Here is a 26161-nt window from a genome sequence, read left to right on the forward strand (position 1 = left end):
GATATTCAATGACGCAAACCCTCTCACGCTCCATTGCCATCGCCGGTGTCGCGGAGTCCGACCTGGGCAAAGTGCCAGGAAAAACGGCGCTGGAGTTACAGGCGCAGGCCGCCGGCCGCGCATTGCGCGACGCGGGGATCGGCCTGAATGAAGTCGACGGCGTGTTTGCCCACACCGACGACCGCTTCTCCAGTCTGCAACTCTCGGAATACCTGGGTCTTAAGCCCCGGTATGTCGACTCGACCAATGTCGGCGGCATGTCGAACATACTTCACGTGCGCCACGCGATGGCCGCCATCGCGGCCGGCATGTGCTCGGTGGCGCTTGTCACCTACGGCAGCACGCAGCTTTCGGACGGCTCGCGCAAGAGCGGCGCGGGCGTGGCCGACAACCCGGCCTCGCCGCGAGGCCAGTTCGTCGCGCCCTACGGACAGCTCAGTCCCATCGGGTATTACGCCATGGTCGCGCAACTGCACATGCATCGCCATGGCACGACGCCGCAAGACCTGGCTGAAGTCGCCGTCGCCGCGCGCCGCTGGGCGCAACTCAATCCGCAGGCATATCGCCGCGAACCGACCAGCCTGGAAGAAGTGATGGCGTCGCCCGTTATCGCGTCACCCTTGCGCCAGCGCGACTGCTGCCTGGTGACCGACGGCGGCGGCGCGCTGGTGATCACGTCCGCCGCGCGCGCCAGGGACTTACCCGGCAAACCCGTGTACGTCATGGGCATCGCGGAATCCCATTCGCACCACTACACACCGTTCGACACGGCCGACTGGCTGGACACGAACGTGGCGCAAACTGCCGAAGCAGCCTTTCGCATGGCGGACGTCGCACGCGACGACATCGATGTGGTGCAAATCTATGACCACTTCACCATCGGTGTTCTGCAGTCGCTGGAAGAGCTGGGCTTTTGCGGCCGAGGCGAAGCCGCCGACTTCGTCGCGGGCGGCGCGCTGGCGCCAGGCGGCCGCTTCCCGATCAACACCTCGGGCGGCGGACTGTCTTACGGCCACCCCGGCATGTTCGGCATTTTCCTGGTTATCGAAGCCGTCCGGCAGCTTCGCGGCGAATGCGGCGAACGCCAACTGCCGAAAGCCGAACTGGCCCTGTGCCACGCCCCGGGCCTGGTCTTCTCCTGCAACACCACGATGATTCTTGGAGCATGACGATGAGCGAACCCGAACGCCTCTTGCCTCAGCCGACCGACCTGACGCGGCCTTTCTGGGAGGCCGCTCAGAACCACCAACTTACTGCGCAGTTCTGCCTGGCGTGCCGGCAGGCACAGTTCTATCCCCGGCCGTTCTGCGTGAAGTGCGGCTCGGAAAAGATCGAATGGAAAGCGCTTTCAGGCAAGGGCCGCATCTATACCTACACCATCAATCAACGTGCGCCCAACGCCTTCATGAAAACGCGCCTGCCCTATGCGGTGGCCATCGTAGACCTGGACGAAGGGGTGCGCATGATGGGGAATATCGTGGATAGCGATCTGGCGGACATCCAGATAGGAAAGCAGGTTCATGTGGTGTTTGAGGCGCTATCCCAGACCCTGAAACTTCCACAGTTCACCCTGGCGCCTGTCACGCCCCCCGCACGCTGAGCGCGCCTGCCCCCCCAACCCTTTGCCGTAATAGGAATGCCCATGCTTTCCGGCGTCAAGATCATCGAAATCTGCGGGATCGGCCCTGGTCCGTTCTGCGCCATGCACCTGGCCGACCTGGGCGCGGATGTCATTGCCGTGGAACGGCCGCTCCCGGCGGACGCCGTGGATCCGAACAGCGACGGCTATGTGCTCAACCGCGGCAAACGTTCCATCACGGCAGACCTCAAGACGGCCGAAGGCCGCGACCTCGTGCTACGGCTGGTGGAGCAGGCGGACGGCTTGATCGAAGGCATGCGCCCGGGGGTCATGGAACGCTTGGGATTGGGACCGGAGGCCTGCATGGCGCGCAACCCCCGTCTTGTCTATGGGCGCATGACGGGTTGGGGCCAAACGGGCCCGTTGGCCCACGCCGCGGGCCATGATGCCAACTACGCGGCGCTGTCCGGCGCGTTGTACTACAGCGGCGTGGAAGAGCCGCCCACCTCCCCTTTCACGCTGCTTGGCGATATTGGCGGCGGCGCGCTCTATCTGGCGGTGGGGATGCTCTCCGGCATCCTGCGCGCCCGGGCCTCTGGCGTCGGCGCCGTGGTGGACGCGGCGATCGTCGACGGGTCCGCGCACATGCTGCAACTGTTGCTCTCGACGCAACGAAAAGGCTATATCTCTGGCCGCCGCGGTGCGAACCTTCACGACGCCTCGCACTTCTATGCGACCTACCGCTGCGCAGATGGGCACTTCATCACCGTGGGCGCCATCGAGCCGCAGTTCTACGCGCTACTGCTCCAAAAGCTGGGGTTCGACAAAACGGCGGGGTTCGCCGATCAATGGGATCGCAGCCAGTGGCCGGCACTACGCCAGCAAATGGCGCAGGTCTTTGCCAGCAGGACCCGCGATGAATGGTGCGCGCTGCTGGAAGGCTCGGACGTGTGCTTCGGCGCCGTGCTAAGCCCCGAAGAAGCCTCCGTTCATCCCCATCACGTGGCGCGGGGGACGTTCTTCCAGGCACAAGGCCATGCCCAGGTCGCCCCGGCCCCGCGCTTCGATGGCCGTGTTGCGCCCCCTGGCGTCATCCCCCGGCGCGGTCAGCACACCGCCGAAATCACGGGCGCGCTGCGCCAAGATTCCGCCGCAAGCCCCTGGATTTGAATCGCACTGTATCCACGTCCAGGGGCCATACATTCCGACACCCAACGCCTTTGCGCAGCCTCTATAAATCGTTCGCAGCAAGCCCCAACCCCGCGAACCTTTTATGGAGTCTCCACGATGAAGTCCCCTATCGACCCGCAACGCCGCCGTTTGCTTACCGGCACCTCGACACTGGCTGCCGCCAGCCTGCTGAACCTGGGCATAAGCGGCACGGCGATGGCCAAAGCCGCCTCGCCCGTATCCTCGACCAAAGGCGGCGGCGGCGCGGCGTCATTTGGCGACATCCGCCAGATCCGTGCCGGCAACCTGGATATGGGCTATGTGGACATGGGCCCGGGCACCGGCCCGGTCGCCGTCCTGCTGCACGGGTGGCCCTACGATATCCACGCGTTCGCCGAGGTGGCGCCGCGGCTGACGGCCGCCGGCTACCGCGTGATCATCCCCCACCTGCGCGGCTATGGCACGACGCGCTTCCTGTCGGCCGACACGCCCCGCAACGGCCAACAGGCGGTTGTCGCCGTCGATATCATTGCGCTGATGGACGCACTGAAGATCGAACGCGCGGTCATCGCCGGCTTCGATTGGGGTGCGCGCACCGCCAACATCATGGCCGCGCTGTGGCCCGAACGCTGCCAAGCCCTGGTGTCGGTCAGCGGTTATCTCATCGGCAGCCAGGAAGCCAACCGCAAGCCGCTGCCTCCGCAGGCGGAATTCCAATGGTGGTATCAGTTCTACTTCGCCACCGAGCGCGGCGCGGCAGGCTACGCCGCCAACCGCGACGGCTTCAACAAGCTGATCTGGCAGTTGGCGTCGCCTCAGTGGAAGTTCGACGACGCCACCTATCAGCGTTCGGCGCAGTCATTCGACAACCCGGACCATGTGGCGATCGTGGTGCACAACTACCGCTGGCGCCTGGCGTTGGCCGACGGCGAACCGCAGTACGACGAGCTGGAAAAGCGCCTGGCCGCTGCCCCGAAGATCAGCGTGCCAACAATCACCCTGGAAGGCGACGCCAACGGCGCGCCGCATCCGCCCCCCGCCAGCTACGCCAAACAGTTCACGGGCAAATACCAGCACCGCGACATCACGGGCGGCATCGGGCACAACCTGCCGCAAGAGGCGCCGCAGGCGTTCGCCGAGGCGGTGCTGGACGTCGCCCGGCGGTAAGCGCCTACGCGCTGGGCGGCCTCTGAACAGTCACGGGCCGCCGCTCCAAAAAATGTCGCACGGAGGGTACGTATCGGCTCAAGGGCGGCGGCCGGCTTCCACCTGGATATTCAACTCCACTTCCGGCTTGAACCCCATGTCCAGGCCGAAGTTCAGCCCGAAGTCCTTGCGGTTGAACTTCGTGGACACGTCGGCGCCGCAAACTTCACGCTTTTCCATCGGGTGCTGAATGCACTTGAAGTCGTCGATCTCCATCTTGACGGGCCGGGTGACGCCGCGCAGGGTCAGGTCGCCCGTGGCCTCTTCCGGGCGGTCGCCGTCGAATTTGGTGAATGTGCCCTTGAAGGTGGCGGTGGGATAGCGGGCGGCGTCGAAAATGTCGGGCGCGACCGCGTGCTGGTTCATTTCGTCATGGCCGAAGTCCACGGAATTGATGTCCACCGTGACTTCCACGGTGCCGGTGCGCGCCTCGCGGTCCAGTACCACCACGCCCTTGGACTTGTTGAACTTGCCACGCCACGTGGACAGGCCGCCCATGTGATCGGCTTCGAAACTGGGGTAGGTATGGGCGGGATCCAGGTCGTAGGTCACCGGCGCGGCGGCGGCCGGCAGGGCAAGCATCAGCGCCGTGGCGCCCAGTAAAGACGATATCGACTTCATCGGAGTTCCTTATGACGGGGAAGGTGCCCGCGCGCCCAGGGCACGCCGGCACAGGTTGGAACCCCGACCATATCATTCAGTTCCGCGTCAGTCTTGTAATCCGTTTGAAACGACCTGTCAGGCTTCCTCACGCATTAAGAATAGGAATATCCCTATTCACGCCATAATGCGCCGGGCATCTTTCACAATCACAGGAATGACAATGAAAACCCTGTTGGCTTTGCTCATATCAATCGCGTTGCCGGTTGCGGCCCATGCGCAACCCGACGTCGAGCCGTTGACGCGGAATTCGGATAACCAGCTTCTCTGCAATGCCCAGGCTGATTGGTGCGTCGGCATCAAGACCGACGGGTCGTTCGAGACCAACGGCCCCTTCGCCACCAGCCGCACGCTGCGCGCGGACCGCGCGTTCTGGGACCTGCCCGACGTACCGGACTTTTCCGGGTTCACTGTCTGGCCGCAATTGATCCGCATGAGCGAAGACCGCGCGCTGGTCGGCGTGGTGGGCCCCGCCGAGCCCGACTACGAGCTGGAAACGTCATTCTCGGGCGGCAGCTTCAGTCGCAAGGATCTTTACCTGTTTGAAGTCAGCCTTGGCGAGCAGACCGCCAGCAATCTGGTGTTCATCATGCCGCTTTCCACCGAAGCGAACATCCGATCCTGCTTCAATGAAGCGGACCAGAAAAAACGCGATGGCCATTGCATCGACGCCTACCAGTTCAAGGCCGATTTGAAGCCCCTGGCCGGCACGAAGACGGCCGCCGGGGTCGAGTATCCCGACTTGCAGGTAACCACGCAGGCCACCCGCGCGCCCGCGAACGCCAGCCGCTACGCCGACTCCACCGCGAAGCCGGCGCCGACGAAGGCGCAGGCCGGGCCCGCCATCGACAAACAATGCAGCTATACGGTGACCTACAAATGGAATGCCGACGGCTCGGTGTATGCCCCCGCGTCGCCGCTGCCCGATTGCGCCGAATTCCTGCAAGCCTCGCCCGAGGCGAAGCCATAACGCCGGGGCCAAGGCCCGCCCACGACAGACGGCGCCCCAAAGGCGCCGTCCGCGCGGCTTATTCCGCGTAGCCCGGGTTCTTCCTGTCCAGCCGGCGCAGCAAGCCCGGCCAAGCCAGCGCCGCTTTGTGCGCCCGGTCAGCCGGAGATTCCACGGCCGCGCGCGCCAGCACCTCCGGCGGGATGAAAATCAGTTCACCGCCGCCCGCCTGCGCACGCACCTGCGCCATGCAGGCGGCTTCCAGGCGATGCATGGCCTGGAATGCTTCGGCCATCGTCTGCCCCACCGTCAGCAAGCCGTGGTTGCGCAGGATCAGGTAGTTGTTGCTGCCCAGGTCATGCACCAGACGGGGCTGCTCTTCCGGGTTCAGCGCCAGGCCTTCGTAGTCGTGATAACTGAGCGAACGCAGCGCAATGAACGCGAACTGCGACAGCGGCAGCAACCCGGCTTTCTGCGCCGACACGGCCACCCCGTTGATGGAATGCGTGTGCAACACGCACATCGCGTCTTTGCGGGCGGCGTGGATACAGCTATGGATGGTGAAGCCGGCCGGATTGATGTCGTAGTCCGACGCCATGACTTTGTTGCCGTCCAGATCGATCTTGACCAAGCTGGACGCCGTAATCTCGTCGAACATCATCCCGTAAGGATTGATCAGGAAATGCTCGGTGCCCGGCACCTTGGCCGTGATGTGCGTGAAAATCAGGTCGTCCCAACCGAACAGCGCCACCAGCCGGTACAAGGCAGCCAAATCGGTGCGGACTTGCCATTCCGTCGCGCTGACTTGCTCGCGCACGCTGGCGCCCTGCTTGCTTATCGTATCCATCCCGTCTCCCGTCTTGGTATCCAGACTTCATGTTGTCCCAAGGCGACCTTGCCTTCGGCTTATCGAACACTGTATTAGTTTTGCGCCGATCCGGCATCGGGGGAACGGCGGCCGTCCGTCTGGTGGAAACAATTATCCGGCACCCGGTTTTGCCCGGCAGCCGGCTTCCGCTTGCATAATAAAGGCCGACCGAATCAGGAGACCCCGTCATGTCGCTTGCGCTCTACGGCCATCCCTTTTCCTCTTACACGCAAAAAGTGCTGATCGCGCTGTACGAGAACGGCACTCCCTTCGAATTCCGCAGTATCGCGCCCGATACGCCACAGCACGCCACCGAATGGCTGCAGCGCTGGCCGCTGCGCAAGTTCCCGCTGCTGGTGGATGGCGCGCGCAACGTCGCCGAAACCAGCATCATCATCGAATACCTGCAGCTGGCCCATCCCGGACCAACCCGGCTTCTACCCGCCGATCCGACTGCGGCGCTCGAGGTGCGCTTTCTGGACCGGTTCTTTGACCTGCACGTCATGAACTGGGTGCAGCACGCCGTCAATGGCGCGCTGACGGGCGACGATGCCAAGCGGCGGGAAGGCCTGGCGCTTGCCACGGAAAAACTGGAGCTGGCCTATGCCTGGCTGGACGGGCAGTTGGGTGGCCAAACCTGGGCGACCGGCCCGGATTTCTCGATGGCGGACTGTGCCGCCGCGCCGGCGCTGTTTTATGCGGACTGGACGCATCCCATTTCGGAAACCTATCGGGTCCTGCGCGCCTACCGCGCCCGGCTGCTTGCCCGGCCCTCGTTCGCCCGGGCCGTTGAAGAAGCGCGGCCGTTCCGCCCCCTGTTCCCGCTTGGCGCGCCGGATCGGGACTGACCGGACGATGCCTTCGCCACACGGCTCCGCCCGCCGCCTGCCCGATTTTTTCCGATCGCACCTGGAATCGTTGTCCGGCGTCGGCCTGCTGCTGGGCACGCTATTCTTCGCGGCGTCGCTCACGCCTACCCTCGTGCCCCGCACGTATGTGACTCAAGGTGTACTGGCCGGCGCCTGCCTGGCCGCCGGATACGGGCTGGGCGTGCTGTGGCATTGGCTATGGGCCTACCTGGAACTGCCGGAACCCCGGGCCCGCGCGGCACGCGTCACCAATGCGCTGATCACCGCGCTGTGCCTGTCCGTACTGATCCTGTTCCTGTGGCGCGCCGCGGATTGGCAGAACACGATCCGGGCCCTGATGAAGATGGAACCCGTGACCAGCGCGCACCCGTTCAAGGTCAGCGCGACGGCGCTGGTCACATTTTCCCTGCTGCTGGCGCTGGGCCGGCTATTCAAGCGGGTGGCGCGCGCCGTGTCGGCCCGCGTGCGGCGCGTGGTGCCGCGGCGTGTGGCCAATGTGACGGGCGCGGCAATCGCGATCCTGCTTTTCTGGTCGTTGGCCAACAACGTGTTCTTTCGCGCGGCGCTGCATGTGCTGGACGCCTCGTTCCGCGAGTACGACGCGCTGATGGAGCCAGAACGCCCGCAACCCGCCGACGCCGCCAAGACAGGCAGCCCGGCTTCGCTAATCGCGTGGAAGCAGTTGGGCCGCGCGGGCCGCGAGTACATCGCGTCCGGCCCCAGCGCCGCCGACATCCGCGCCCAGACGGGGCGCGACGCACAGGACCCCATCCGCGTCTACGTGGGCTTGCCTGGCGCCGACACGGCACAGGACAGGGCCAGGCTGGCGTTGGACGAGATGAAGCGCGTGGGTGCGTTCCAGCGGTCCGCGCTGGTGGTCGTGACGCCGACGGGCACCGGGTGGATCGATCCGGCGGCCATGGACACCGTCGAATACCTGCTGCACGGCGACGTGGCCAGCGTCGCCATCCAGTATTCCTATCTGTCCAGCCCCCTGTCCCTGCTGGCCCAGCCCGAGTATGGCGCGGAAGCCGCACGCGCGCTGTTCGCCGAAATCTACAACTATTGGACCGCGCTGCCCAAGCACAACCGGCCCAGGCTGTATCTGCATGGCCTGAGCCTGGGCGCCATGAATTCCGCCCGGTCCGCCGAACTCTTCGAAATGATCGGGGACCCTATCCATGGCGCGCTTTGGAGCGGCCCGCCATTTGAAAGCCGGGTCTGGCGCGCGGTCACCGATGCCCGCAATCCGGGCTCGCCCGCCTGGCTGCCCGAACTACGCGATGGCGCTTTCGTGCGCTTCATGAACCAGAACGGATCGCCCGTGCCCACCGACGCGCCGTGGGGGCCGATGCGCATCGTCTACCTGCAATACGCCAGCGACGCCGTCACGTTCTTCGACTATCGCGACCTGTACCGGCGCCCCGCCTGGATGGACCCGCCTTACGGCCCCGACGTCTCCCCCGACCTGCGCTGGGTGCCAGTGGTCACCATGCTGCAACTGGCGCTGGACATGTCCGTCAGCACGCACACGCCGATCGGCTACGGCCATGTGTACGCGCCGCAGCATTACGCGGATGCCTGGCTGGCCGTGACGGGCGCACCGGGTTGGACGGACGAAGCTCTGGCGGATCTGAAGCGGCATCTGAGGGAACGCATGCGCGCGTCGATGGATGGCGGCAACGGCGAGCAAGCCGCGAACGACCACCGCGGCGGATGATCGGTTTGCCCGCACGTGGGCGCCCCAGCACGAGCTTGCGCGAGATAGCCTTCTCGGAGAAGATCGAGTTCCCGGGCTATGCCATCAATTCCGATCACTTTCCGGCCGGCGCGCTGGCCAGGAAAATGACGGAATGCGTGCAAGCCGTGTTCGCATCGCTGAATCCGGCCAGGGCCGCGAAATGACCAACACTTTTCTGACCTCGTATTTCTGGAGCGGCGACACCCTGCGCAGCCGTAGCGTGGGCGACACCATGCTGTCCGGCAATGTCGATGTGCCTGCGCCGCCGCCACGCGTGACCGCCGACTGGAACCGCGAGATCACCACGCGATTGCTGCTGGAACCCGGAGACGTCGAACAGATGCCGCTGGCGCGGACCCAAGTACGCTGGCCCGACTACGGGCGCTGCGTGCAGGCCATGGCCGACTGGACGCGCGCGCGGGGGCTGGGCGACGTGCTGGCCGGCAGCGACATCGCCCTGATGGCGTGCCGCGGTGCCCGGTATCACCACGACGGCGACCAATACGGCGGCGCGGCCTTCTGCAACCTGTTCCTGAGCGAAGACAAAGGGCTGGATGTGCATTTCCCCGCCTCCGGCCATCGCATCCCGCTTGCGCGGGGCACCGCCATTGTCTTCGACACCTGCCAGCCGCACGCCGTGATCCGCCGCGATGCCAGCGGATTCGATGCCGCCGACTTCGCCTCCAGCGAGGATCTCTCGCAACTGTTCCTGACATGGGAATTGCCGCTCGAGGCGCAAGGCGTGGCGCAAGCGCTAGGGGTGGTGTTCGATGTGGATCCAACAGGCGCTGCGCGGCTGAAGGACGAGCAAGTGTGGAAGGACGGCGCGCGGGCGCAGGTAAGGCCAGCGTCCGGGCAGTGGACGCCAGCCGGCTAGCCACGCAAGGAAAAATAAAAGTGACGGACCGATAGTCCTGCCCCTGGCAATACGGGCCGCCGCCTGGGGCGCCATGCCCCCAAATTGCAGTCTGACACCCTATCCAACACTCTGTTCCGCTTCGCTCGATAATGCGCCGCACCTGCCCGCTATACTCGGCAAACCAAAAACACATTGCCGCGCCGCGCCTTTTAAGCGACGCCTATTTATGCCAGCTTTGATGGCCTTTGTGCGCCCCGTTTGCCGGGCGCTATTCTGCGCAGCCGCCCTTGTTGTCTCCGCTTCCGCGTTGGCCTCGCCGCCCACGCTTGAGCAATGCCACGGCATCAAAGACCTGGCCTTCGTTGCCCATATGGACGACGACCTGCTGTTCATGAACCCGGACATCGCCTCGAATATCGAGGCCGGCGGCTGCGTGCGGGTGGTCTACCTGACCGCCAGCGACGCGGGAGAAGGCGACGGCTACATGCTGGGCCGCGAACGCGGCATCCGCGCTGCCTACGCCTACATGGCGCACAAACCCGACGAATGGAAGGAAGACGCCGGCACCGCAGGCGGCCGGGCCATCGCGCGCTTTACGTTGCAGGACAATCCGCGCGTGCAACTGTGGCACATGCGCCTGAAAGACCCCTGGCTGGGCAAGGGCTGGGGCAGCCTGACGCCACTGAGCCGAACCGAGTCCGAACCCGGGCAAAGTGTCGACACGCTTGGCCGCTACCCCCAGGTCTACACGCGCGAACAATTGATCGACACCCTGGCCGACCTGATTCGCCAGTACAAGCCGACCACGGTCCGACATCTGGACGACACGATGGTCGTGCCTTATACGCAACTGTGCTGGCGGTGCGCGGGCCATGGGCATCCCGACCACATCGCCAGCGCGCGGCTGGTCCGTGAAGCCATGCTTCGCGTGCCGGGCAACTATGCCGAGACCGGCTATATCGACTATCCCAGCCAGGAACGCGCCACCAATCTGGCGGATACCGAAATCGCCAGCAAGTCGGTAATCTTCCAGCACTACGCCTGGAACGACTACCACTATTGCGCCGGCCCGACCGGTTGCAAAGAGCCCGCAGGGCCCGCCGCCGCGTGGGTGCAGCGCGCCTATTACGTCTCGCGCCAAGACATCGCGCCGCAGTTGTACCCGGACGGACGCGGCGGTCTGGTGGTGTTCGCGGCCGGCGAAACCAATGCCGCCGTCAACCGCTGGGATTCCAGCCAGCGCCGCTGGCAGAGCCTGGGCGGCCGCACAAGCGGCCCGCTGGTTTCGTTCACCCATGCCGACGGCACCGCCGGCCTGATGGCCCGCGACCCGCTGGGCGGCGTTTGGGCGAACAAGCAACGCCACGACGGCACCTGGCAAGGCTGGCAAGCGCTGGGCGGGCTGCGCGTTACCCAGATCCCCGCCGTCGCGCCGCGCGGCGAGGCCGCCGCCGTGGCGCTGGGCTACGACGGCGTACTGCATTGGATCACCCCGTCCGGCATCGATGGCAGCTGGAGCACGTGGCAGGACTTGCCGCCGCTGGACGGCGCCACAGGGGCCCCGGCCGCCGCGCGCGGCGCCGACGGACGCTATGTCATCTTTGCGTCGGCCGGCGCAGGCGAACTTTTCTACACGCGCCAACTGCCGGCCGCCAAGGGCCAGCGCCCCGAATGGCAAGGCTGGCGCCGCGTCCCCGCGCCCGAAGCCGCGGGCGGCCTGGCCGCGATCCGCAACCACGAGAACCGTGTCGAACTCTACTTTCGCCAGCGCGGCAACAACCATCTGATCAAGCTGGTCGAAGCCGGCGACACCACCGATCTCGATATGGACTGGAGCGCCGCCGCCGATATGGGCGTGCCCTACATCGGGCGTCCGGCCATCGGCGCCGATGCGCAAGGCAATGTCGTTCTGGCGGTGCTGGAACGCGCAGGCGGGCCGCTCTGGCTTGTCGAACACGGCAAACCGCTCAAACTGGACGCCCTCGCGGCGTCGCCGCCTGCGCTTAATATCATCGACGGCACGCTGTATGTGGTGGCGCGCACCGCCGGCGCGCCGCAGCAATATCAAGTCCTGTCGCGCCATGACGGCCAGTGGACAGGCGCGCTGACATTGGACGGCGTGCCAGCGGCCGGCGGCGGCCCCTTCGCCACGGTGGCCGCCCGCCCGGCGGATCTGCCCAACCTGGGCGCCAATAGCACCAACAACGCCGCGGTGGTGCGGCCTTCGCCCACCGCGCCCGGCACGCTGACGCTGGAACGCATGCCCGCGCAGTCCTCGCGCGCCGCCACGCCCACCACGGTGCAATAACGAGCGTTCACCGCCGCGCCAAACCCGGCAAGCGGACGCCGCCGCGCAAGGCCGTCAAGAAGCCGGCAGCGCCGTGCCCATCGCGGCAAACAAGCCTCCGCATAGCTTGTTGAAGCGTCGCCCCGAACGTTCCAGCCAAGGCCGCACGCGATGCGCCAGCCTGGCCAGCACGTACTCGACCAGGAACTCGATGACCGCGAACGTGCCCGCCATAATCACGAACTGCATGAATAGGCTGCGAGCCGGGTCGATGAACTGCGGCAGGAAAGCCCCGTAGAAAAGCAGCGCCTTGGGGTTGGAAATGGCGGACAGAAGCCCCTGGCTAAACAGCCGGGTGCGGCGTGGCCGGGGTATATCGGGCTGTGGGCTCAGTTGCACACCCGGCGACCGCCACATTTGGATGCCCAGCCAGATCAGATACGCACCGCCCGCCCACTTCAACACCGTCAGGGCCGGCCCCCACGCCTTGAGCAGCGCGCTGATGCCAAGCATCGACAACGCGATCAACGCAATGAAGCCCACCGCGCCCCCGGCAATGGTGCACAACGCCTTGCGGTGCCCGTGCAACGCGCCGTGGGTCAGCGCAAGCAGCGTATTCGGGCCGGGCGTGATCGACAGGCCGATGACGGCCACCAGATAAATGAGCCAGCTATGGAGGGCCATGACGGAGCGTGGGCGAATGATGGGGAAATCAGTCTAGCGCTGGCGGCGGCACCGGGCAAACCGCATGCCGCGCCGCGGCTCAAACAGCCGGCCCGACGGCGGACCGCGGAAGCGGGATAGCAGCGTTCCGATCGGGTAGAATTCCAGCGACCGAGCCATCTTGCTCCCGCCGGCCTGGACGACCTGACCGGCGCGTGTCTACACCGGGGACGACCCCGCTTCTCTTTCACGGAAAGAACAGCGATGCGCGTCAATGGCATTCCCAACACCACCTGGTTGAAGCTTGGCTGGGCCTGGCTCGTCGTCATAGCCTTCACGGTCTACGGCGGCACATGGCTTGCCGAGCCGCTTACGCCGGCCACCGCCGCGGCCTGCTTCGCGGTGCTTTTCTTCACCATCGTCGCCGCCTCTTTCGGCGTGGTCCATGAAGCGGACCTTCTTGCCCACAAATTGGGTGAACCCTACGGCACGCTGATCCTCACGCTTTCCATCGTCTCGATCGAGGTCATCCTGATTGCGTCGGTGCTGCTTGGCCCGGGAGAATTCCCGACCATCGGCCGGGACTCCATCTTTGCCGTGATGATGATCATCGTGAACCTCGTCATGGGAATCTGCGTGATCGCCGGCGGCTTGAAGCATGGCGAACAAGAGTTCAACGCCCAAGGCGCCAACGCCTACCTGTCGATGATTGCGCTGCTGACGGGCACGGCGCTTGTGCTGCCCAACTATCTGTCGGGCGCGGGCGAGTTCGCGCCGCTGCAAGCCTGGACAATCGCCGCCGTCACCGCGGCGTTGTATGCGGTGTTCCTGCTGCTTCAGATGCGCAGCGAAAGCCGGCTGTTCATTCAACCGCGCCCCGGCATGATGGCCGTTCCCGCGCCCGCCAAAGCATCCCCAAGCCCGCCGCAGGGCTCCCCGCAAGGCTCGCCGGAAGGCTCGCCGCAAGGCATGCCCGCCACGACCGGCGACCGGGCCGCCATCCTGACCAGCAGCCTGCTGTTGCTGGGCATGATCATCCCGATCGTGCTGCTGGCGCACCACCTCGCCATCGTCATTGACTACGGCGTGGCGACCGCCGGGGCGCCGGTGGCCGTCAGCGGCGTGTTGATCGCCATCATCGTCTTCACGCCGGAATCCCTGACCGCCGTCAAGGCCGCGCTGAACAATGAAATGCAGCGCGCCATCAATCTCTGCCTGGGCGCGTTCGTCTCTACCGTGGGGCTGACCGTCCCTGCCGTGCTGATCATCGGACTGATAACGGGCAAGCAGGTCGTCATGGGGATATCGCCACTGGAAACGGTGCTGCTGGTATTGACGGTCCTGCTTGGCATGCTGTCGTTCAACGGTCAGCGCACGTCCGTCATGCAAGGCGCCATGCACCTTGCGCTGTTCATCACCTACGGCTTTCTTTTGTTCTATCCCTGACGAACGACGTCGTCGATGCACACCCTGCTCAGCCGGCCCAACCGTTGTCCGAATCCACGAACGTTTGGGCATGCGCTGCCTGCGTCAACGCGGCGCGCTGCTCGGTCGCGCTATAGGCGGCGCGGGAAAGGGCAACTCGGTGCGCCGTCTGGCGTAGGGATTCCAACGCAGCCACTCGCGCTGAAGGCGGCAATACGGCGTTCAGTTCCGTGCTATTGGCCAACGCGAATTCCAGGGTCTGATACGGAGATACCCCCGGGGCCACTTCACGCGGGGATAGCGCAGACAGCAGCATCATCAAATCTGCATCGGGCAATGAATCGACTGCGTGAAGCAACGCCGTCTGACGGGAAACGCGTGTTGGGGAATCGGCACAGAAAAATCGACAGAAGCACTGACTCAGCACGCCCAGGTCATACGCAGGTCCGGCCCGCCCCAGCAGCATGTCCATCCACACCTGCAAGTTCCTCGACATATCCAGCAACGTTGTACGCTTGGCGTGTGTGCAGGTGATAAGCGCCATTACATGCTGCGCGATTCGGCGGTCATCGGCATTGGGCCATTCCCGTGGGGTCACGTCAATAAGCGTCCCTGTCTCGATCTTTCTCAGATCGAAGTCCGTCAAATGCGACAAATGACGTTCCAGTATGGGTAGCAGCGTGCCCTCGACGATCGCGTTATTGCAGGGCGCGCTACCGTGCAACACGGAAATTCTCCTTACCACCGCGCGCAACGCGGCAGTGCCCATTCCCGTTCCGTCAGTCCCCCGCTTCAGGGTCAACGTCCCAAGCAGATCGGCGGTCGCGCTGCTGAGCTCTCGCGCGTGACTGCGGCGCAACAGCAATGCGCGAAGCCCGGGTAGCGGAACGCTGCACGCCACGGCCCAACAGACCGCCGTTCGCACGCGTTGCAGACATCCGGCGGGCGTGGTCGCCAACTTGTGGGCGTCGGTGAACGTCGTGACGATGCTTGGCGGGTCGCGGCGTAGATTTCCCGTGTATCCGAGCGCGGCGTCGCGATAGTCCCGCTTTACCTCCTGAAAAACGCCGGTATCGTCGGGGGCGAACGCGCTCATTTTCCAGCGTCCGCCTGATGGATCGCGTCGACACTCAACGCGCAGATGCGGTCTTTTCGCACCGTCAGAATTTCCAGGAATCCGCTGACATCGAATACCTCATGCACCGCGCCGCTCAAGCCGCAAACGATCAGAATGCCACCGGACTCCCTGACCTTCTTGGCCAGAACCAAAACGACCCGCAGCCCCGCACTGGAGATATAGGACAGATCGGCCAGATCCAGAACGAGCCTCGCTGGGCGCTGTTCCAGTTTGAGCATCAGCTCGGCTTCCAGTTCTGCCGCGTTTCCGCTATTGATGTGCCCAGGCACGCCCACCACCAAGGTGTCGCCCACCTGCTCTGTCGCGAGATTCATTTCTGTGTCCCTTCTGCAGCGTTGCCTGATGTCCCCGGGAGAGATCTCAGTAACCGCCGGCAAGGACGTGTTCCCCTGATGCCCTCGAGCAACGTGAACTTTTCCCGTGAAATGCCCACACACGGTCTTCCTAACCCCATTTGCGCCCGTATGCCTAACAGCGCTTCGATGCTCGACACTCTGATGCTGACACCGACAGCCGATGCCGTGGCGACGGCGACTGCATGGCTATCCGCCATTTGCCAACGCGACGGCTTCCCCCCTGCCCGGTCCATCACCGTCGGCCTAGTTTTGGAAGAAGCGCTGACCAACGTGCTCCAGTACAGCTTTTCCTCGTTGCCGGCAGACGATGCCGCATACGTCCGTCTGCAGCTTACGCAGGAGGATGAAAAAGTGACCCTTCGAGTCACGGACAACGGCATCGCCTTCGATCCGACGGCAGTGCAATTGGCCAACAGAGCGGGCGACTTGGACTCGGCGGAACCGGGTGGCCATGGGATCCGCCTGATGCGGCATTACACCCGACGCATGCAATACCGGCGGCTTGGCGGTGTCAACGAGTTGGAACTGGTGCTTGTCTGACGGCAGGCAAGGGAACCGATCGCCGATGCAAGCCACGTAGAGCGTCATGACGCTCAATACAATCAGTTTCCCGCAAGGGGCCTCCCGGCCGATCCGAATTCGTATCGATCCGTCGGCGTTGTCCCATAACCTGGCATGCTTGCGGGCCCGCCTGGCTTGCCGCGACTCGGTTCCTCGACTATGGGCAACGGTCAAGGCAGATGCCTACGGCCATGGCCTTGCGCGCCTGTTGCCGACGCTGCGCGCGGCGGATGGACTGGCGGTCCTTGATTTGCGTGACGCCTGGCGTGCGATCGAGCATGGCTGGACAGGAAGAATCCTCGTGTTGGCCGGCCTTTACAACGCGGATGAAGCCAACCACTTACCGGACCTGCCATTGGATTTAGTCATAACGTCCAATCGGCAACTGCATTGGTTGGCCCTGGCGGAGCCGCAACACGCGCCCGCCCTGTGGCTTCGCTACTGCTCCGACATGCACCATGGCGGGTTCGACGAAAAGTCCTATCGCGACGCGTACCGCCATGCCTGCCATCTGCGCGACACGCGCCGCGCCTCGTTCGTTGGACATTTGTCCCACTACGCTTGCGCCGAAAACGCTGTGCGGCGTGACGCCTGCGACGTGCAGTTCGACCGTGTCATCGCCGACCTTCCTGGTCCGGTCAGCCGCGCAAATTCCGCAGCCGTGCTGGGAGACGCTTCCGCACGCCCGCATGAAAACTGGGTTCGAACGGGACTGGCGCTATACGGCGCAAGCCCACTCCCCGGCATTAGCGCGGAAGCCTTGGGGCTGCGGCCTGTGATGAAGCTAACCACCGAAGTGATCGCGGTGCGCAAGGTGCAGACCGGCGCCTCCGTCGGTTATGGGGGGGATTTCGTTGCGCCCAGGCCTATGCGCATCGGCGTCGTCGCCGCCGGTTACGCCGATGGCTATCCAAGATACGCGCCCACCGGAACCCCGGTATGCGTGGGACGCTTGCCCTCCCGCGTGCTGGGCCGCGTGGGCATGGACAGCATGGCCATAGACCTCACTGACCTGCCCCATGCTGATCCCGGCGCCGAGGTCACGCTTTGGGGAACGTCCGAGCTACCGGTCGAAACGATCGCCCAGGCTGCCGGCACCATTTCCGCGCAGCTCTTATGCGGCGTCAATCCCCGCATCGCGGTGCAATTGTGCTGATCTTCCCTTCGATGCCGGCGCCCTCGTTGCGAGGCAAGATCTTTGTACTGGTTGTCGCCGTACTCCTCAGCCTGGCAGCGACAATGATGTTCGTGACCCAGCGCACCGTCACCGCGACCATCGTGGCGTCCGAACACCATGCCGTCCGAAACGTGATGGCGTTACTGCGCCGCGAGATTGACACGCGATGGGCCTCTCTCTTGTCGGAAAAAGTAGAGATCGTCGTCAGCCGTAAGCAGCAACTTCGCCAGATGGGCCAAACGGTCTTGGCCATGATCGCCGCCTACGCGGATCTGGCTCATCGGGGCGTGGTGAGTGAAGGCGCCGCACGAGGCCTGGCGCGCGCCTGGATCAAGCGGCTGAACACTGCTGGCGGCCATGACATCCTTATTTACGATTCGGCGTTTCGGGTGCTAGCTTCGAACCGACCTGCCTTGATCGATCTTGATCTAACGCCATTAGCCGACATCAAAGGGCGCGCCTTTGCCTCCGCCATGCGCGATGAAAACGCCAGTCTGAATCAGGACTTTGCGCTGTTCCGATGGCCTGCGCCCGGTTACCGATCGGAAGAAACCCGCTTCGGCCACTTCTCCTATTTCCCCCAGTGGGACTGGGTGCTGATGGTGGATGATGGCCTGCAATCGGTGGTTGAGCGCGCGCAATCGCGGCGCGAGCAGATGGAATACTCGCTGCGCGAAACGCTCTCTCAGCTCACGCTGGCCCAGTCGGGCTTCGTCATGATCCTGGATGAGCAGGGTCAGGCGGTGGTGCCCGCCCCGCCTCGGTCAGCGGCGCTGCTAGCGAGCGCCGACAAGGCGACTGGGAAGCCTTTGGCTGAGTTACTACGCCCGAAGCAAACCAATACAAGTCTGCGCTCCATTCCATTTTCCAACGATGCGGGCCCATGGTTGATTGACGTTTCATACTTCGCGCCATTGAAATGGACCTTGATCGGTGCGGTGCCGCACGCCGACCTGAATGCACCCGCGCAAGAACTCATCCGTCGCCAGGGAATCGCATTGGCGCTGACGCTAGTGCTTTCCCTGATGTTGGCGTGGCTGCTCTCCGCAAAGCTGTCCAAGCCGCTAAACCAGCTCGCGCGTTACGCGTTACAGCTGTCTGGGCAAGATTTGGCCCATCCCCAACCAGCACCGACAGTCATCCGCGATTTACCGTCTCGATACCGCGACGAAACGGGCCGCCTTGCAGCCGCGTTTTTGCATATGACCGATCGGCTGGTGTTGAACGTGCGTCAGTTGCTTGAGGAAACGACAGCCCGCGAACGGTTCGAAAACGAGCTGAAAATTGCGCGCGAGATCCAATTGGGCCTGCTCCCCATGCCCTTGCCCCATGCCATTCAGGAACGGCTGGACCTGCACGCCTTGATGGTGCCGGCGAAGCAGGTAGGGGGGGATCTCTATGACTACTTCGTCATGCCGGACGGCCAACTATGTGTCGTGATAGGCGATGTTTCCGACAAGGGCATTCCAGCTGCGTTGTTCATGGCAGTGACTCGCACGCTCATTCGCACCGTGGCCGAGGATGAAAGCGACCCCGCGCTCATTGTGACCAGGGTGAATGAAAAGCTGGCCCAGAACAATCCGCGGCTGATGTTCGTCACGCTGATTGTCGCCACCATCGATCCGGTTACCCGCCGCCTGAGTTGGGTCAACGCCGGGCATCCTCCACCGCTCATGTGCGTATCCGAACATCAGGTCTGGGCGCTAGCCGGCCGTAGCGGTCCCGCCTGCGGTATCCAGGCCGGCATTCCCTACCGGAGCTTTTCCGCCACCATGCACCCGGGCGATCTGCTGCTCAGTTATACGGACGGCGTCACCGAGGCCATGGCGCCTGATGCCAGTCAATACGGTGAGCAACGTCTCAATGCCCGCATCGCCGAGACCCAGGAATTGAGTTGCGCTGCCATCCTGGAAACCATCCTTGCCGATGTCCAGGCCTTTGCCCGTGAGGCGGAGCAGTCCGACGACATCACCTTGATCGCAGTCCGCTTGCAATGAAGCAACAACTTTGCCTCCTGCTGTCCGCACTCCTGGTGGCGGCGCCGCTCTCCAGAGCCTCCGCCGCCTCGCCGCCCGGCGGAGGCGCAGCAAGGGCCCGTGCGCTCGCCTCTCTCGCCGCCGGCGCGACGGCGGCCTCGGCGCTTACGCAACGCCCGCAGAGCAAGCCGGACGGTGAACGCTGGCGAATCGGCTACGTGCAAAGTGGCGATTATGCCGAGTACCCGCGAACGCTTATCGCGGTCGTCAAGGGCCTGCAGGAACTAGGCTGGCTGTCGATCAGCGACATTCCGTCGGATCTCAGCGGGCAAGAGACCTGGGCCTACGTTGCCGAGCACGCGCATAGCGACACATTGACCTTTGTGGCAGACGCCTCTTGGCAGCCCGGCAATTTCGACGCCGCTGCCCGCCCTGCCCTGCGCCAGGCGATGCAGGACCGGCTTACGCGCACCCGCGACATCGACCTGATGATCGCAATGGGTACCTGGGCAGGGCAAGACATTGCAAGCCTGGGCCCGCCGGTGCCTACGATCGTAGGATCGGTCAGCGACCCGATCGGCGCGGGTATCGTCGCCAGCGCGGCCGATAGCGGACGCCAGAACCTGCACGCACGCGTCCAACCGGAAAAGTACGAACAACAGTTGCGGCTATTTCACGACACCGTGCCCTTCAAGACGATCGGGGTCGTCTATGAAGACAGCGTGGAAGGGCGTGGCTATGCCGCGCTAGGCGCACTGGATCGCGTTGCGGCGGAGCGGGGCTTCCGCGTCGTGCCGTGCTTGGCTCGCACCACGGACGTCAGTAGCGCGTTTGCGCAGTTAAGCGTGTTCACCTGCTACAAGCGCTTAGCCGCCACGGTAGAAGCCGTGTATGTGACGGCCAGCGCGGGCTTGACAGCCGAAACCACCCGCCGCGTCGCGACGCTGTTGCGCACCCATAGAACGCCCAGCTTTGCCATGCTGGGTACTGACGACGTGCGGAAAGGTCTGCTTTTCAGTATGGCTCGCGCCGATTACGCGGCCGTAGGTTTTTTCCACGCGGCCACAATCGCGCGAATTTTTCATGGCGAGCTGCCCCAAAAAATTAGCCAGATCTGGAGCGACCCGGCACGGATCGCGCTCAACCTGAAAACCATGCGGCAAGTTGGGTTGGACCCACCTATGAGTCTGCTATTGGCGGCGGACGACATCTTCGAGCAGGACGATCCACCTCAACGCCGTTCATCAACAAAAGACTAAGTCTCAAATAGAAATATTTCGTAATTTATTAATTTCTCACATACCGGGATTCACCCGTAGCTAAGTGCTTCGATAAATCCTAATATTCGCCGGAATCCTCCGGTGCAGCGGCTGCAAGCCTTTCAACAGGATGGCAAGACGATGAGCCCAGTTTCAATGCAACCGAATATGTCAGCGCTGGCGGACGCGTTCCCGTCGCCTCCCGGCGGCATGACGCAACCCGCGAAAGCCGGAGTCCTCCCACCAAGCGGCAAGGCGGAAGCGTCCGCGCCGTCCGGGAATGCCAAGCGCAGTTCAGGGATGTCGTTCACCGTCGCGCGCGGCCACGCGGCCCGCGCTGCGAAGTTCGCCACGACGCAGACAGCGAAGGTCGGCAAAACCGCCGTCCGTGCGTTCGAGGCCAGGATCGGAACTCCCGCATGCCGGACGGCACGGAGCATTCGCGCCGCAACGGCAGAATTGAAAATTGCGGTAAAGAGCATGCTGATCCGAGCGGAAGCGTCGCTGTCTCCCAAGCTTCAGGCAGCGCTCAGCCGGCTGCGCCAAGCTGCCCAGGCGCTTGAAAAAAAGGCCGGCGGCAACACCAGGCATGTTGTTGAAAGAAGCGTGGCGCAGCACTGCGCGGGCCTGAGCCAGAATGCGCTGAAAACGCTGCACGACACCCTGAAAAAGCAGGTCCAAAGCGCAGGCGGTTCATCCCACGGCGGGAAAGTCCCCGCCCAGCTGCAAGGCTTGAACCAGAATGACTTAAGCCGCGTGGCGTTGCCCATTATTGAGAAAGCGCTGGCCATGCGGCAGTTCGGCCCATGCCTCACATCCTTGAGCAACATGATCAAGGCCAATCACGATAAGCCCGCTATTGGCGCGCTTGATGCTCAGCTTGCAAAACTCTGCGAGACGACCCTGGCCAATCTCGGCCTGACGGTCATGCACGGCCGCGACAAATTGGAGGCGGGGCTGATCAGCCAGCTCGACGGCAAAGACCACAGCTTGGCGCAATTGCGCCCGCTGCTCAATAGCAAGCTATTCCAATCTGAAGGGTGCAGCACCGAAACAGGTCTACTGCTTTCGGCACTAACGACTGCGGTCGAAAAGACCACCGACAAGCGTTTGGAAGATTGCAAAAAACAATGGGAGAAGATCGCCGAGCCCCCTTCCGACCTTGCCCCCAATGAGGTACCTGGCACCGACCAGGTAGGACGCTTACAAGACGCCACCAGCTTGGCGTTCAGGGATTTGAATCGTCTGGGACTGTTCAATCCCGGCGCGGGCGGCGCAGCAGTGGACGCGACCGCCCTTGTCTCCGAAAAAATGGCGCCGCTTCTTGGCAAGTACAGCGAATTCGAAAAATTCGAGCGCCAGGAGGTTATAAACGAACACGCGAACCGGCTAGCCTCCTTCGCGAACACCTCGGAGCAAACGTGGAACCGAGACCAGGGGCCAGGCACCTTTTTCAACGATTGGAAAACCCGCGAAATTCAGCAGGAGTTATACGCGAGAGATCGCGGCAGCTTCCTCTGACTCGTTGGCGGTCAGGCGGCCCCGCATGCACGAAGTCGATCGCCCGGCTTTCGATATCCCTTGCATGCCGGCCGCCGCGGCGTCTCATCACCCAGAGGCGCCGCCGATACCCTCCGGCTACATCCGCTGCCCGGTCCGCGTCCATCACACTGACATCATCCCGCGCTCAGTGTCCGCGCCACAAACGTCCAAAGCCAAGCGCCTTCCACGAAATGGTGAAGCCCCCTAATGTTTCCGTCAGCGGCCACATTCCGTTGACGCACGCAATCCGAAACGAGTCGATACCCTAGGAGTCCTAGAGCATGGTACGCCGCAATTCCATCCATCGTGAAGTCAAACTCTACATGTGTTCCGCATCGATCGACGATGAGCCGTCCGAAAAGCATGCAGGGGGGGGGGAAATGCCGACACAGATATTGCCCGAAGGCCGTCTACGGGTGATGGTCGCGGAAGACCACAATCTTGTACGCGAGGGCATCAAGCTTGTCCTGTCGCAACGTCAACCTGCTCAACAAGTGGAGATCGTCGCCGAAGCCGCGAGCGGCGAGGGCGTGCTTGCAGCACTGGCCACTCAGGCAATCGATCTGTTGGTTCTGGATCTTGGCATGCCCGGCATCACCGGCTCACGCTGGATACGCGCCCTGCGCGACCAATATCCTGCACTCCTCATTATCGTAATGACGGCAAATCAAGACGAGCGCACGCGCGAGGCCGTGCTTGCGACGGGCATAGAGGCTTATCTTCCCAAACAAGGTGATGCGCAGGCGCTGCTGGACACGGTCAGTGCGTTAAGCAACTGGATCAAGCCCTCGTCCGACACAGGCGCGACGAAGAATTCGCCCCCACCTGGGGCCGTCGCGGCCGGCGCCCCCGCTGAACTATTGACGCGCCGCGAACAGCAAATCCTGGCGTTGATCGCGATGGGGGCAACGGGACCCGAAGTCGCCGAGCGGCTGTTCATCAGCCCTCAGACGGTGCGCAAGCATCGCGAGAATCTGATGCGCAAACTAGAGGTGCACAGCACCGCAGGCCTGGTGTCTTATGCACTGAAACTTGGCCTGGCTTAAGCCAGGGCACGATACCGTGGCATTCGTGGCATTCGTGTAACCAGGATCTTTCATAAAAATACGATAAACGCCGTATAGGTTACATCGGTTGCATTCGGTACAGTTCCCTCAAGCGAATCATCAAACGATCGCGCGGCAAAATCAACGCCTCCCTCCGTGAAGAGTTTCACGGAGTCCGTTGAAAACCGCGATCCGTCATTCCGGCCTGTTTCATAGAGTCAATTGCCTTCGAAGTCATTCGACGGCTGGGAACTCCTGCGCCTGCAAAACGGAATCGATCAACGGTAAGTCCGGCACCGTGAGCAATGTCGGACGGGGATTCAAGCGATCGGGACAACCATGCCAACTCTCTCCAACCGGGCAGCAACCCAGCCCGCCATGCCGCCGCTGTCGGGCGTTCTTGAAGAAGCCCGCCGTACCTCTAAGAGTATCGACGCCCTGTTCAGTCAGTTGTTCTGTGAACATGGCAACCGGCTGCACAGGTTCGTTACCCGGCGAATAGGCAACGAAACAGAAGCCGCCGATATTACGCAACAGACTTTCATCGAGGCATCGAACGCCTACGCGAATTTTCGTGGCGATTCCAAGCTATCCACTTGGCTCTACGGCATTGCCCTGAATCTCATCCGCAACCATCTTTCCCGCGCGCCGGAGAAACGTTATTGCTTCGTGGACGAGACGGCGCTGACCAATCATGTGTGCTTATCGCCAAATCCCCAACAAATCCTGGAAGAACGCCAGGTCATGAACGTGCTCTTAGGCGCATTGGAATCCCTGCCCGATAGCGTTCGTGAAATACTGCAGTTGGCTGCGGTGGAAAACCTGTCGTATGAGGAAATCGCCCAGACGCTGAACGTCCCCATGGGCACGGTTCGTAGCCGCTTGTCCCGAGCACGCGCGAGCCTGCGCCAACGCATGGAAGCGTTGGGTGTCGTCCTCAATTTCTAAGGGTGAGCGGGGCGCAAGCCCCGCTCCCGTCAACGCTAGGGCAGCGCCGAGGCTCTTGGTGAAATCGGTGCCTGGGTCGGCATGGCTGACGCAGGAACCTGCAAGACAGTGCTGCGACTGTCCACCATGCGGAGCATGCTTTCGCTCTGAACACGGTCAAGAAAGGCGTCCGAAGTCTGATCGACCTCCGTTCCCCAAGGAATTGACAACGCGGTGCCCATGGAAGGGTTGCGCGCTGAGATGCCGCCTGGCAGCGGATTTGCCAAATTCGCCGCGGATGCCGTCACGCTCTGTCCGTTGATCGCAACCACGCGCGGACGAAGAAGAAACAAGCGCTCCCTACGCTTAGAGGTATTGGACTTGCTTGAGAATAAAGCGCCCAAGAACGGAATATCGCCAAGAATTGGCACCTTGTCGACTTTGTCTTCCTTTTGGGTGGAGTTGTAGCCGCCAATAAGCAGCGTCTGCTGATCCCCCACGACCGCCAGTGTGCTGATATTGCTTTTCTTCACGGTCGGTAATCCGTCCACCTCGACGCCCTGCTGCACGCTACCGTCTTCGATGTCCACCGTCAGCTCAACCTGAGCGCCGTCGGGCCTGTCGATATATCGCGGCGTGACGCGCAACGACGTGCCCACCGTAACCGGCGTCACGGTCGCGACCCGCTCACCGGTCGTCTGAATGTAGAACGTCTCCGACAAATCAATCATCGCCCCGAGGTTGTCGGCGGTCAAAATCGAGGGCTGCGAGAGAATATTGGCCACACCCTTGCTTTGCAAGGCCCGCACACGCGCGACGAGCGTCGAACCCACGCTCAGGGCCATCGTGCCGGGGGTGAGCTTGGCGCTTGGGTTGATCGGCAAACCGTTAGAGGGCGTAAGCGCCAGATCGCCATAACCCAAACTGGCTCTGCCGACATTCGCACCCCACGTCACCCCTAATTCGTTGATCGCATCGGAATTCACATCGACGATCATCGCTTCAATCTCGACCAGCGTGCTTGGCACGTCCAGCTGTTCAATCAGCTTTCTATAAATTGGCATCCGATCGGGGATGTCTTGAACAACGATGGCATTCAGGCGCGTATCGGCTTGAATCGAGGGTTCGCGCCCTATCACGTTGGCGCGTCCGATCGGACGGCCGCTCTTCGCCCGCACCGGTTCCGCGGCCGCCTGCGCTACCGTGTTCACTTCCACCGCGGGGCCACCAGCATCGAAGAAATTCGGCGGATTTTCTCGCAATGGCGCCGCGATCTCTGAAAGCGCGTGGTTGCCGCCGTTCCCTTGGATCAGGTTTCGCAGCATCGTGGCGAGCCCGGGCGTCGATACCTGCTGGCTTCGATAGCTGATGACACGGTCGTTCACCGATGCGTGCTTTAAGCGGAATATCGCAACCTGCTGCCCCCCGCCTCCCATCGGCAATGCCGCTACGGTGCGTTCGACGAGATCCACGTAGCTCGGCGGCCCGGATATCAGCGCAACGCCCTGATCAGGCAACTCGCCCCAACCAAAGCGTGCGTCGATTACACCCAGCTGCACCAGCGCCTGGCGCAGCTGGCCGATCGACCCTCCCATTGCGCTGATTGATCTTGTCGTCATATCGCTGGCGCGGCTGACGAATAGCGTTCCCGCGTAAACGAACCAGTTGAAACCGTATACGCCACCCAGCTTGTCCATGAAGTCAGTCGGACTAGACGCATTGAATTTCCCGCTCACGGTCCCCTGCAAACCTGGCGTCATCTGTAGCGCCAGGCTGAAACCGCCCGCGAAATCGCGCAGCACATCCTGCACACTTTCGCCTTTTGCGTAGTAGCTATACGCGGCAATCGGCCACGAGGGCGCGGCAAAAACGGGCATTGTCGAGCTCAACCCGATAATCCCAA

General features: G+C 63.2%; 24 protein-coding genes. 18 read left to right on the forward strand and 6 right to left on the reverse strand.

The window, feature by feature from the left end; genetic code table 11:
* Positions 1-8: 8 nt before the first annotated feature.
* From ACI0FO_RS16700 to ACI0FO_RS16715, 4 genes are all read left to right on the forward strand, one after another.
* Entirely contained in the window at positions 9-1169 is a 1161-nt protein-coding gene (locus tag ACI0FO_RS16700; RefSeq protein ID WP_416028346.1) for an acetyl-CoA acetyltransferase, read from the forward strand.
* A 2-nt stretch (positions 1170-1171) separates the two neighbouring features.
* Positions 1172-1600 (forward strand): Zn-ribbon domain-containing OB-fold protein, encoded by a 429-nt coding sequence (locus ACI0FO_RS16705; RefSeq protein ID WP_416028348.1) that lies wholly within the window; start codon positions 1172-1174, stop codon positions 1598-1600.
* Between the two features lie 36 nt (positions 1601-1636).
* A complete protein-coding gene (locus ACI0FO_RS16710) occupies positions 1637-2749 on the forward strand; it encodes a CaiB/BaiF CoA transferase family protein (RefSeq protein ID WP_416028350.1) in 1113 nt (370 codons plus the stop codon).
* A 117-nt stretch (positions 2750-2866) separates the two neighbouring features.
* Positions 2867-3916: an alpha/beta fold hydrolase gene (locus tag ACI0FO_RS16715; protein ID WP_416028352.1), complete on the forward strand. Its 1050-nt coding sequence runs from the start codon at positions 2867-2869 to the stop codon at positions 3914-3916.
* A gap of 78 nt (positions 3917-3994) precedes the next feature.
* Here ACI0FO_RS16715 and ACI0FO_RS16720 read toward each other — a convergent pair whose 3' ends face one another.
* Positions 3995-4576 (reverse strand): YceI family protein, encoded by a 582-nt coding sequence (locus tag ACI0FO_RS16720; protein WP_416028354.1) that lies wholly within the window; start codon positions 4574-4576, stop codon positions 3995-3997.
* Positions 4577-4778: 202 nt separating this feature from the next.
* On the opposite strand from ACI0FO_RS16720, the gene ACI0FO_RS16725 reads away from it, so the two are divergent.
* Positions 4779-5585, forward strand: coding sequence for a hypothetical protein (locus ACI0FO_RS16725; RefSeq protein ID WP_416028356.1), 807 nt, complete (start codon positions 4779-4781; stop codon positions 5583-5585).
* A 58-nt stretch (positions 5586-5643) separates the two neighbouring features.
* Here the strand turns inward: ACI0FO_RS16725 and ACI0FO_RS16730 are convergent, their stop codons facing one another.
* Positions 5644-6411 (reverse strand): class II aldolase/adducin family protein, encoded by a 768-nt coding sequence (locus ACI0FO_RS16730; RefSeq protein WP_313463039.1) that lies wholly within the window; start codon positions 6409-6411, stop codon positions 5644-5646.
* Between the two features lie 209 nt (positions 6412-6620).
* Between ACI0FO_RS16730 and ACI0FO_RS16735 the strand changes: the two genes are divergently transcribed.
* The 5 genes from ACI0FO_RS16735 (at position 6621) to ACI0FO_RS16755 (ending at position 12209) form a co-directional block, all read left to right on the forward strand.
* A complete protein-coding gene (locus ACI0FO_RS16735) occupies positions 6621-7280 on the forward strand; it encodes a glutathione S-transferase family protein (protein ID WP_416028358.1) in 660 nt (219 codons plus the stop codon).
* 7 nt (positions 7281-7287) lie between these two features.
* A complete protein-coding gene (locus ACI0FO_RS16740) occupies positions 7288-9021 on the forward strand; it encodes an alpha/beta hydrolase (RefSeq protein ID WP_416028360.1) in 1734 nt (577 codons plus the stop codon).
* The gene (locus ACI0FO_RS16745) at positions 9018-9206 is read left to right on the forward strand and encodes a hypothetical protein (RefSeq protein ID WP_416028362.1); all 189 of its coding nucleotides are present in this window, start codon (positions 9018-9020) and stop codon (positions 9204-9206) included. Before ACI0FO_RS16740 ends, ACI0FO_RS16745 begins: the two co-directional genes overlap by 4 nt.
* Positions 9203-9919, forward strand: a complete 717-nt coding sequence (locus tag ACI0FO_RS16750) for a hypothetical protein (RefSeq protein WP_416028364.1) — start codon at positions 9203-9205, stop codon at positions 9917-9919. Before ACI0FO_RS16745 ends, ACI0FO_RS16750 begins: the two co-directional genes overlap by 4 nt.
* A gap of 208 nt (positions 9920-10127) precedes the next feature.
* On the forward strand, positions 10128-12209 hold the full coding sequence (locus ACI0FO_RS16755; protein WP_416028366.1) for a PIG-L family deacetylase: 2082 nt from the start codon (positions 10128-10130) through the stop codon (positions 12207-12209).
* 54 nt (positions 12210-12263) lie between these two features.
* Here ACI0FO_RS16755 and ACI0FO_RS16760 read toward each other — a convergent pair whose 3' ends face one another.
* The gene (locus tag ACI0FO_RS16760; protein ID WP_416028368.1) at positions 12264-12872 is read right to left on the reverse strand and encodes a LysE family translocator; all 609 of its coding nucleotides are present in this window, start codon (positions 12870-12872) and stop codon (positions 12264-12266) included.
* Positions 12873-13115: 243 nt separating this feature from the next.
* Here ACI0FO_RS16760 and ACI0FO_RS16765 point away from each other — a divergent pair, with 243 nt between their 5' ends.
* A complete protein-coding gene (locus ACI0FO_RS16765; protein ID WP_416028370.1) occupies positions 13116-14297 on the forward strand; it encodes a calcium:proton antiporter in 1182 nt (393 codons plus the stop codon).
* Positions 14298-14325: 28 nt separating this feature from the next.
* Here the strand turns inward: ACI0FO_RS16765 and ACI0FO_RS16770 are convergent, their stop codons facing one another.
* On the reverse strand, positions 14326-15372 hold the full coding sequence (locus ACI0FO_RS16770; protein ID WP_416028371.1) for a hypothetical protein: 1047 nt from the start codon (positions 15370-15372) through the stop codon (positions 14326-14328).
* Positions 15369-15728, reverse strand: coding sequence for an STAS domain-containing protein (locus ACI0FO_RS16775; protein WP_416028373.1), 360 nt, complete (start codon positions 15726-15728; stop codon positions 15369-15371). Before ACI0FO_RS16775 ends, ACI0FO_RS16770 begins: the two co-directional genes overlap by 4 nt.
* A 168-nt stretch (positions 15729-15896) precedes the next feature.
* Between ACI0FO_RS16775 and ACI0FO_RS16780 the strand changes: the two genes are divergently transcribed.
* The 7 genes from ACI0FO_RS16780 to ACI0FO_RS16810 all read left to right on the forward strand — a co-directional run bounded on the left by ACI0FO_RS16780 (position 15897) and on the right by ACI0FO_RS16810 (position 24279).
* Positions 15897-16310, forward strand: a complete 414-nt coding sequence (locus tag ACI0FO_RS16780) for an ATP-binding protein (protein WP_416028375.1) — start codon at positions 15897-15899, stop codon at positions 16308-16310.
* A 46-nt stretch (positions 16311-16356) separates the two neighbouring features.
* Complete coding sequence (gene alr, locus ACI0FO_RS16785; RefSeq protein WP_416028376.1) at positions 16357-17487, forward strand: alanine racemase; 1131 nt, start codon at positions 16357-16359, stop codon at positions 17485-17487.
* Positions 17448-19505, forward strand: a complete 2058-nt coding sequence (locus tag ACI0FO_RS16790; protein ID WP_416028377.1) for a SpoIIE family protein phosphatase — start codon at positions 17448-17450, stop codon at positions 19503-19505. Before alr ends, ACI0FO_RS16790 begins: the two co-directional genes overlap by 40 nt.
* Positions 19502-20743, forward strand: coding sequence for an ABC transporter substrate binding protein (locus ACI0FO_RS16795; RefSeq protein ID WP_416028379.1), 1242 nt, complete (start codon positions 19502-19504; stop codon positions 20741-20743). Before ACI0FO_RS16790 ends, ACI0FO_RS16795 begins: the two co-directional genes overlap by 4 nt.
* A 102-nt stretch (positions 20744-20845) precedes the next feature.
* On the forward strand, positions 20846-22264 hold the full coding sequence (locus ACI0FO_RS16800; RefSeq protein ID WP_416028381.1) for a hypothetical protein: 1419 nt from the start codon (positions 20846-20848) through the stop codon (positions 22262-22264).
* Positions 22265-22566: 302 nt separating this feature from the next.
* Entirely contained in the window at positions 22567-23331 is a 765-nt protein-coding gene (locus tag ACI0FO_RS16805) for a response regulator (RefSeq protein WP_416028383.1), read from the forward strand.
* 339 nt (positions 23332-23670) lie between these two features.
* Complete coding sequence (locus ACI0FO_RS16810) at positions 23671-24279, forward strand: RNA polymerase sigma factor (protein WP_416028385.1); 609 nt, start codon at positions 23671-23673, stop codon at positions 24277-24279.
* Positions 24280-24314: 35 nt separating this feature from the next.
* Here ACI0FO_RS16810 and sctC read toward each other — a convergent pair whose 3' ends face one another.
* Positions 24315-26135 (reverse strand): type III secretion system outer membrane ring subunit SctC, encoded by a 1821-nt coding sequence (gene sctC, locus ACI0FO_RS16815; RefSeq protein WP_416028690.1) that lies wholly within the window; start codon positions 26133-26135, stop codon positions 24315-24317.
* Between the last annotated feature and the right edge of the window lie 26 nt (positions 26136-26161).

It is taken from the genome of Achromobacter marplatensis, from assembly GCF_049060505.1.
GTDB classification, from domain to species: Bacteria; Pseudomonadota; Gammaproteobacteria; order Burkholderiales; family Burkholderiaceae_B; genus Achromobacter; species Achromobacter marplatensis_A.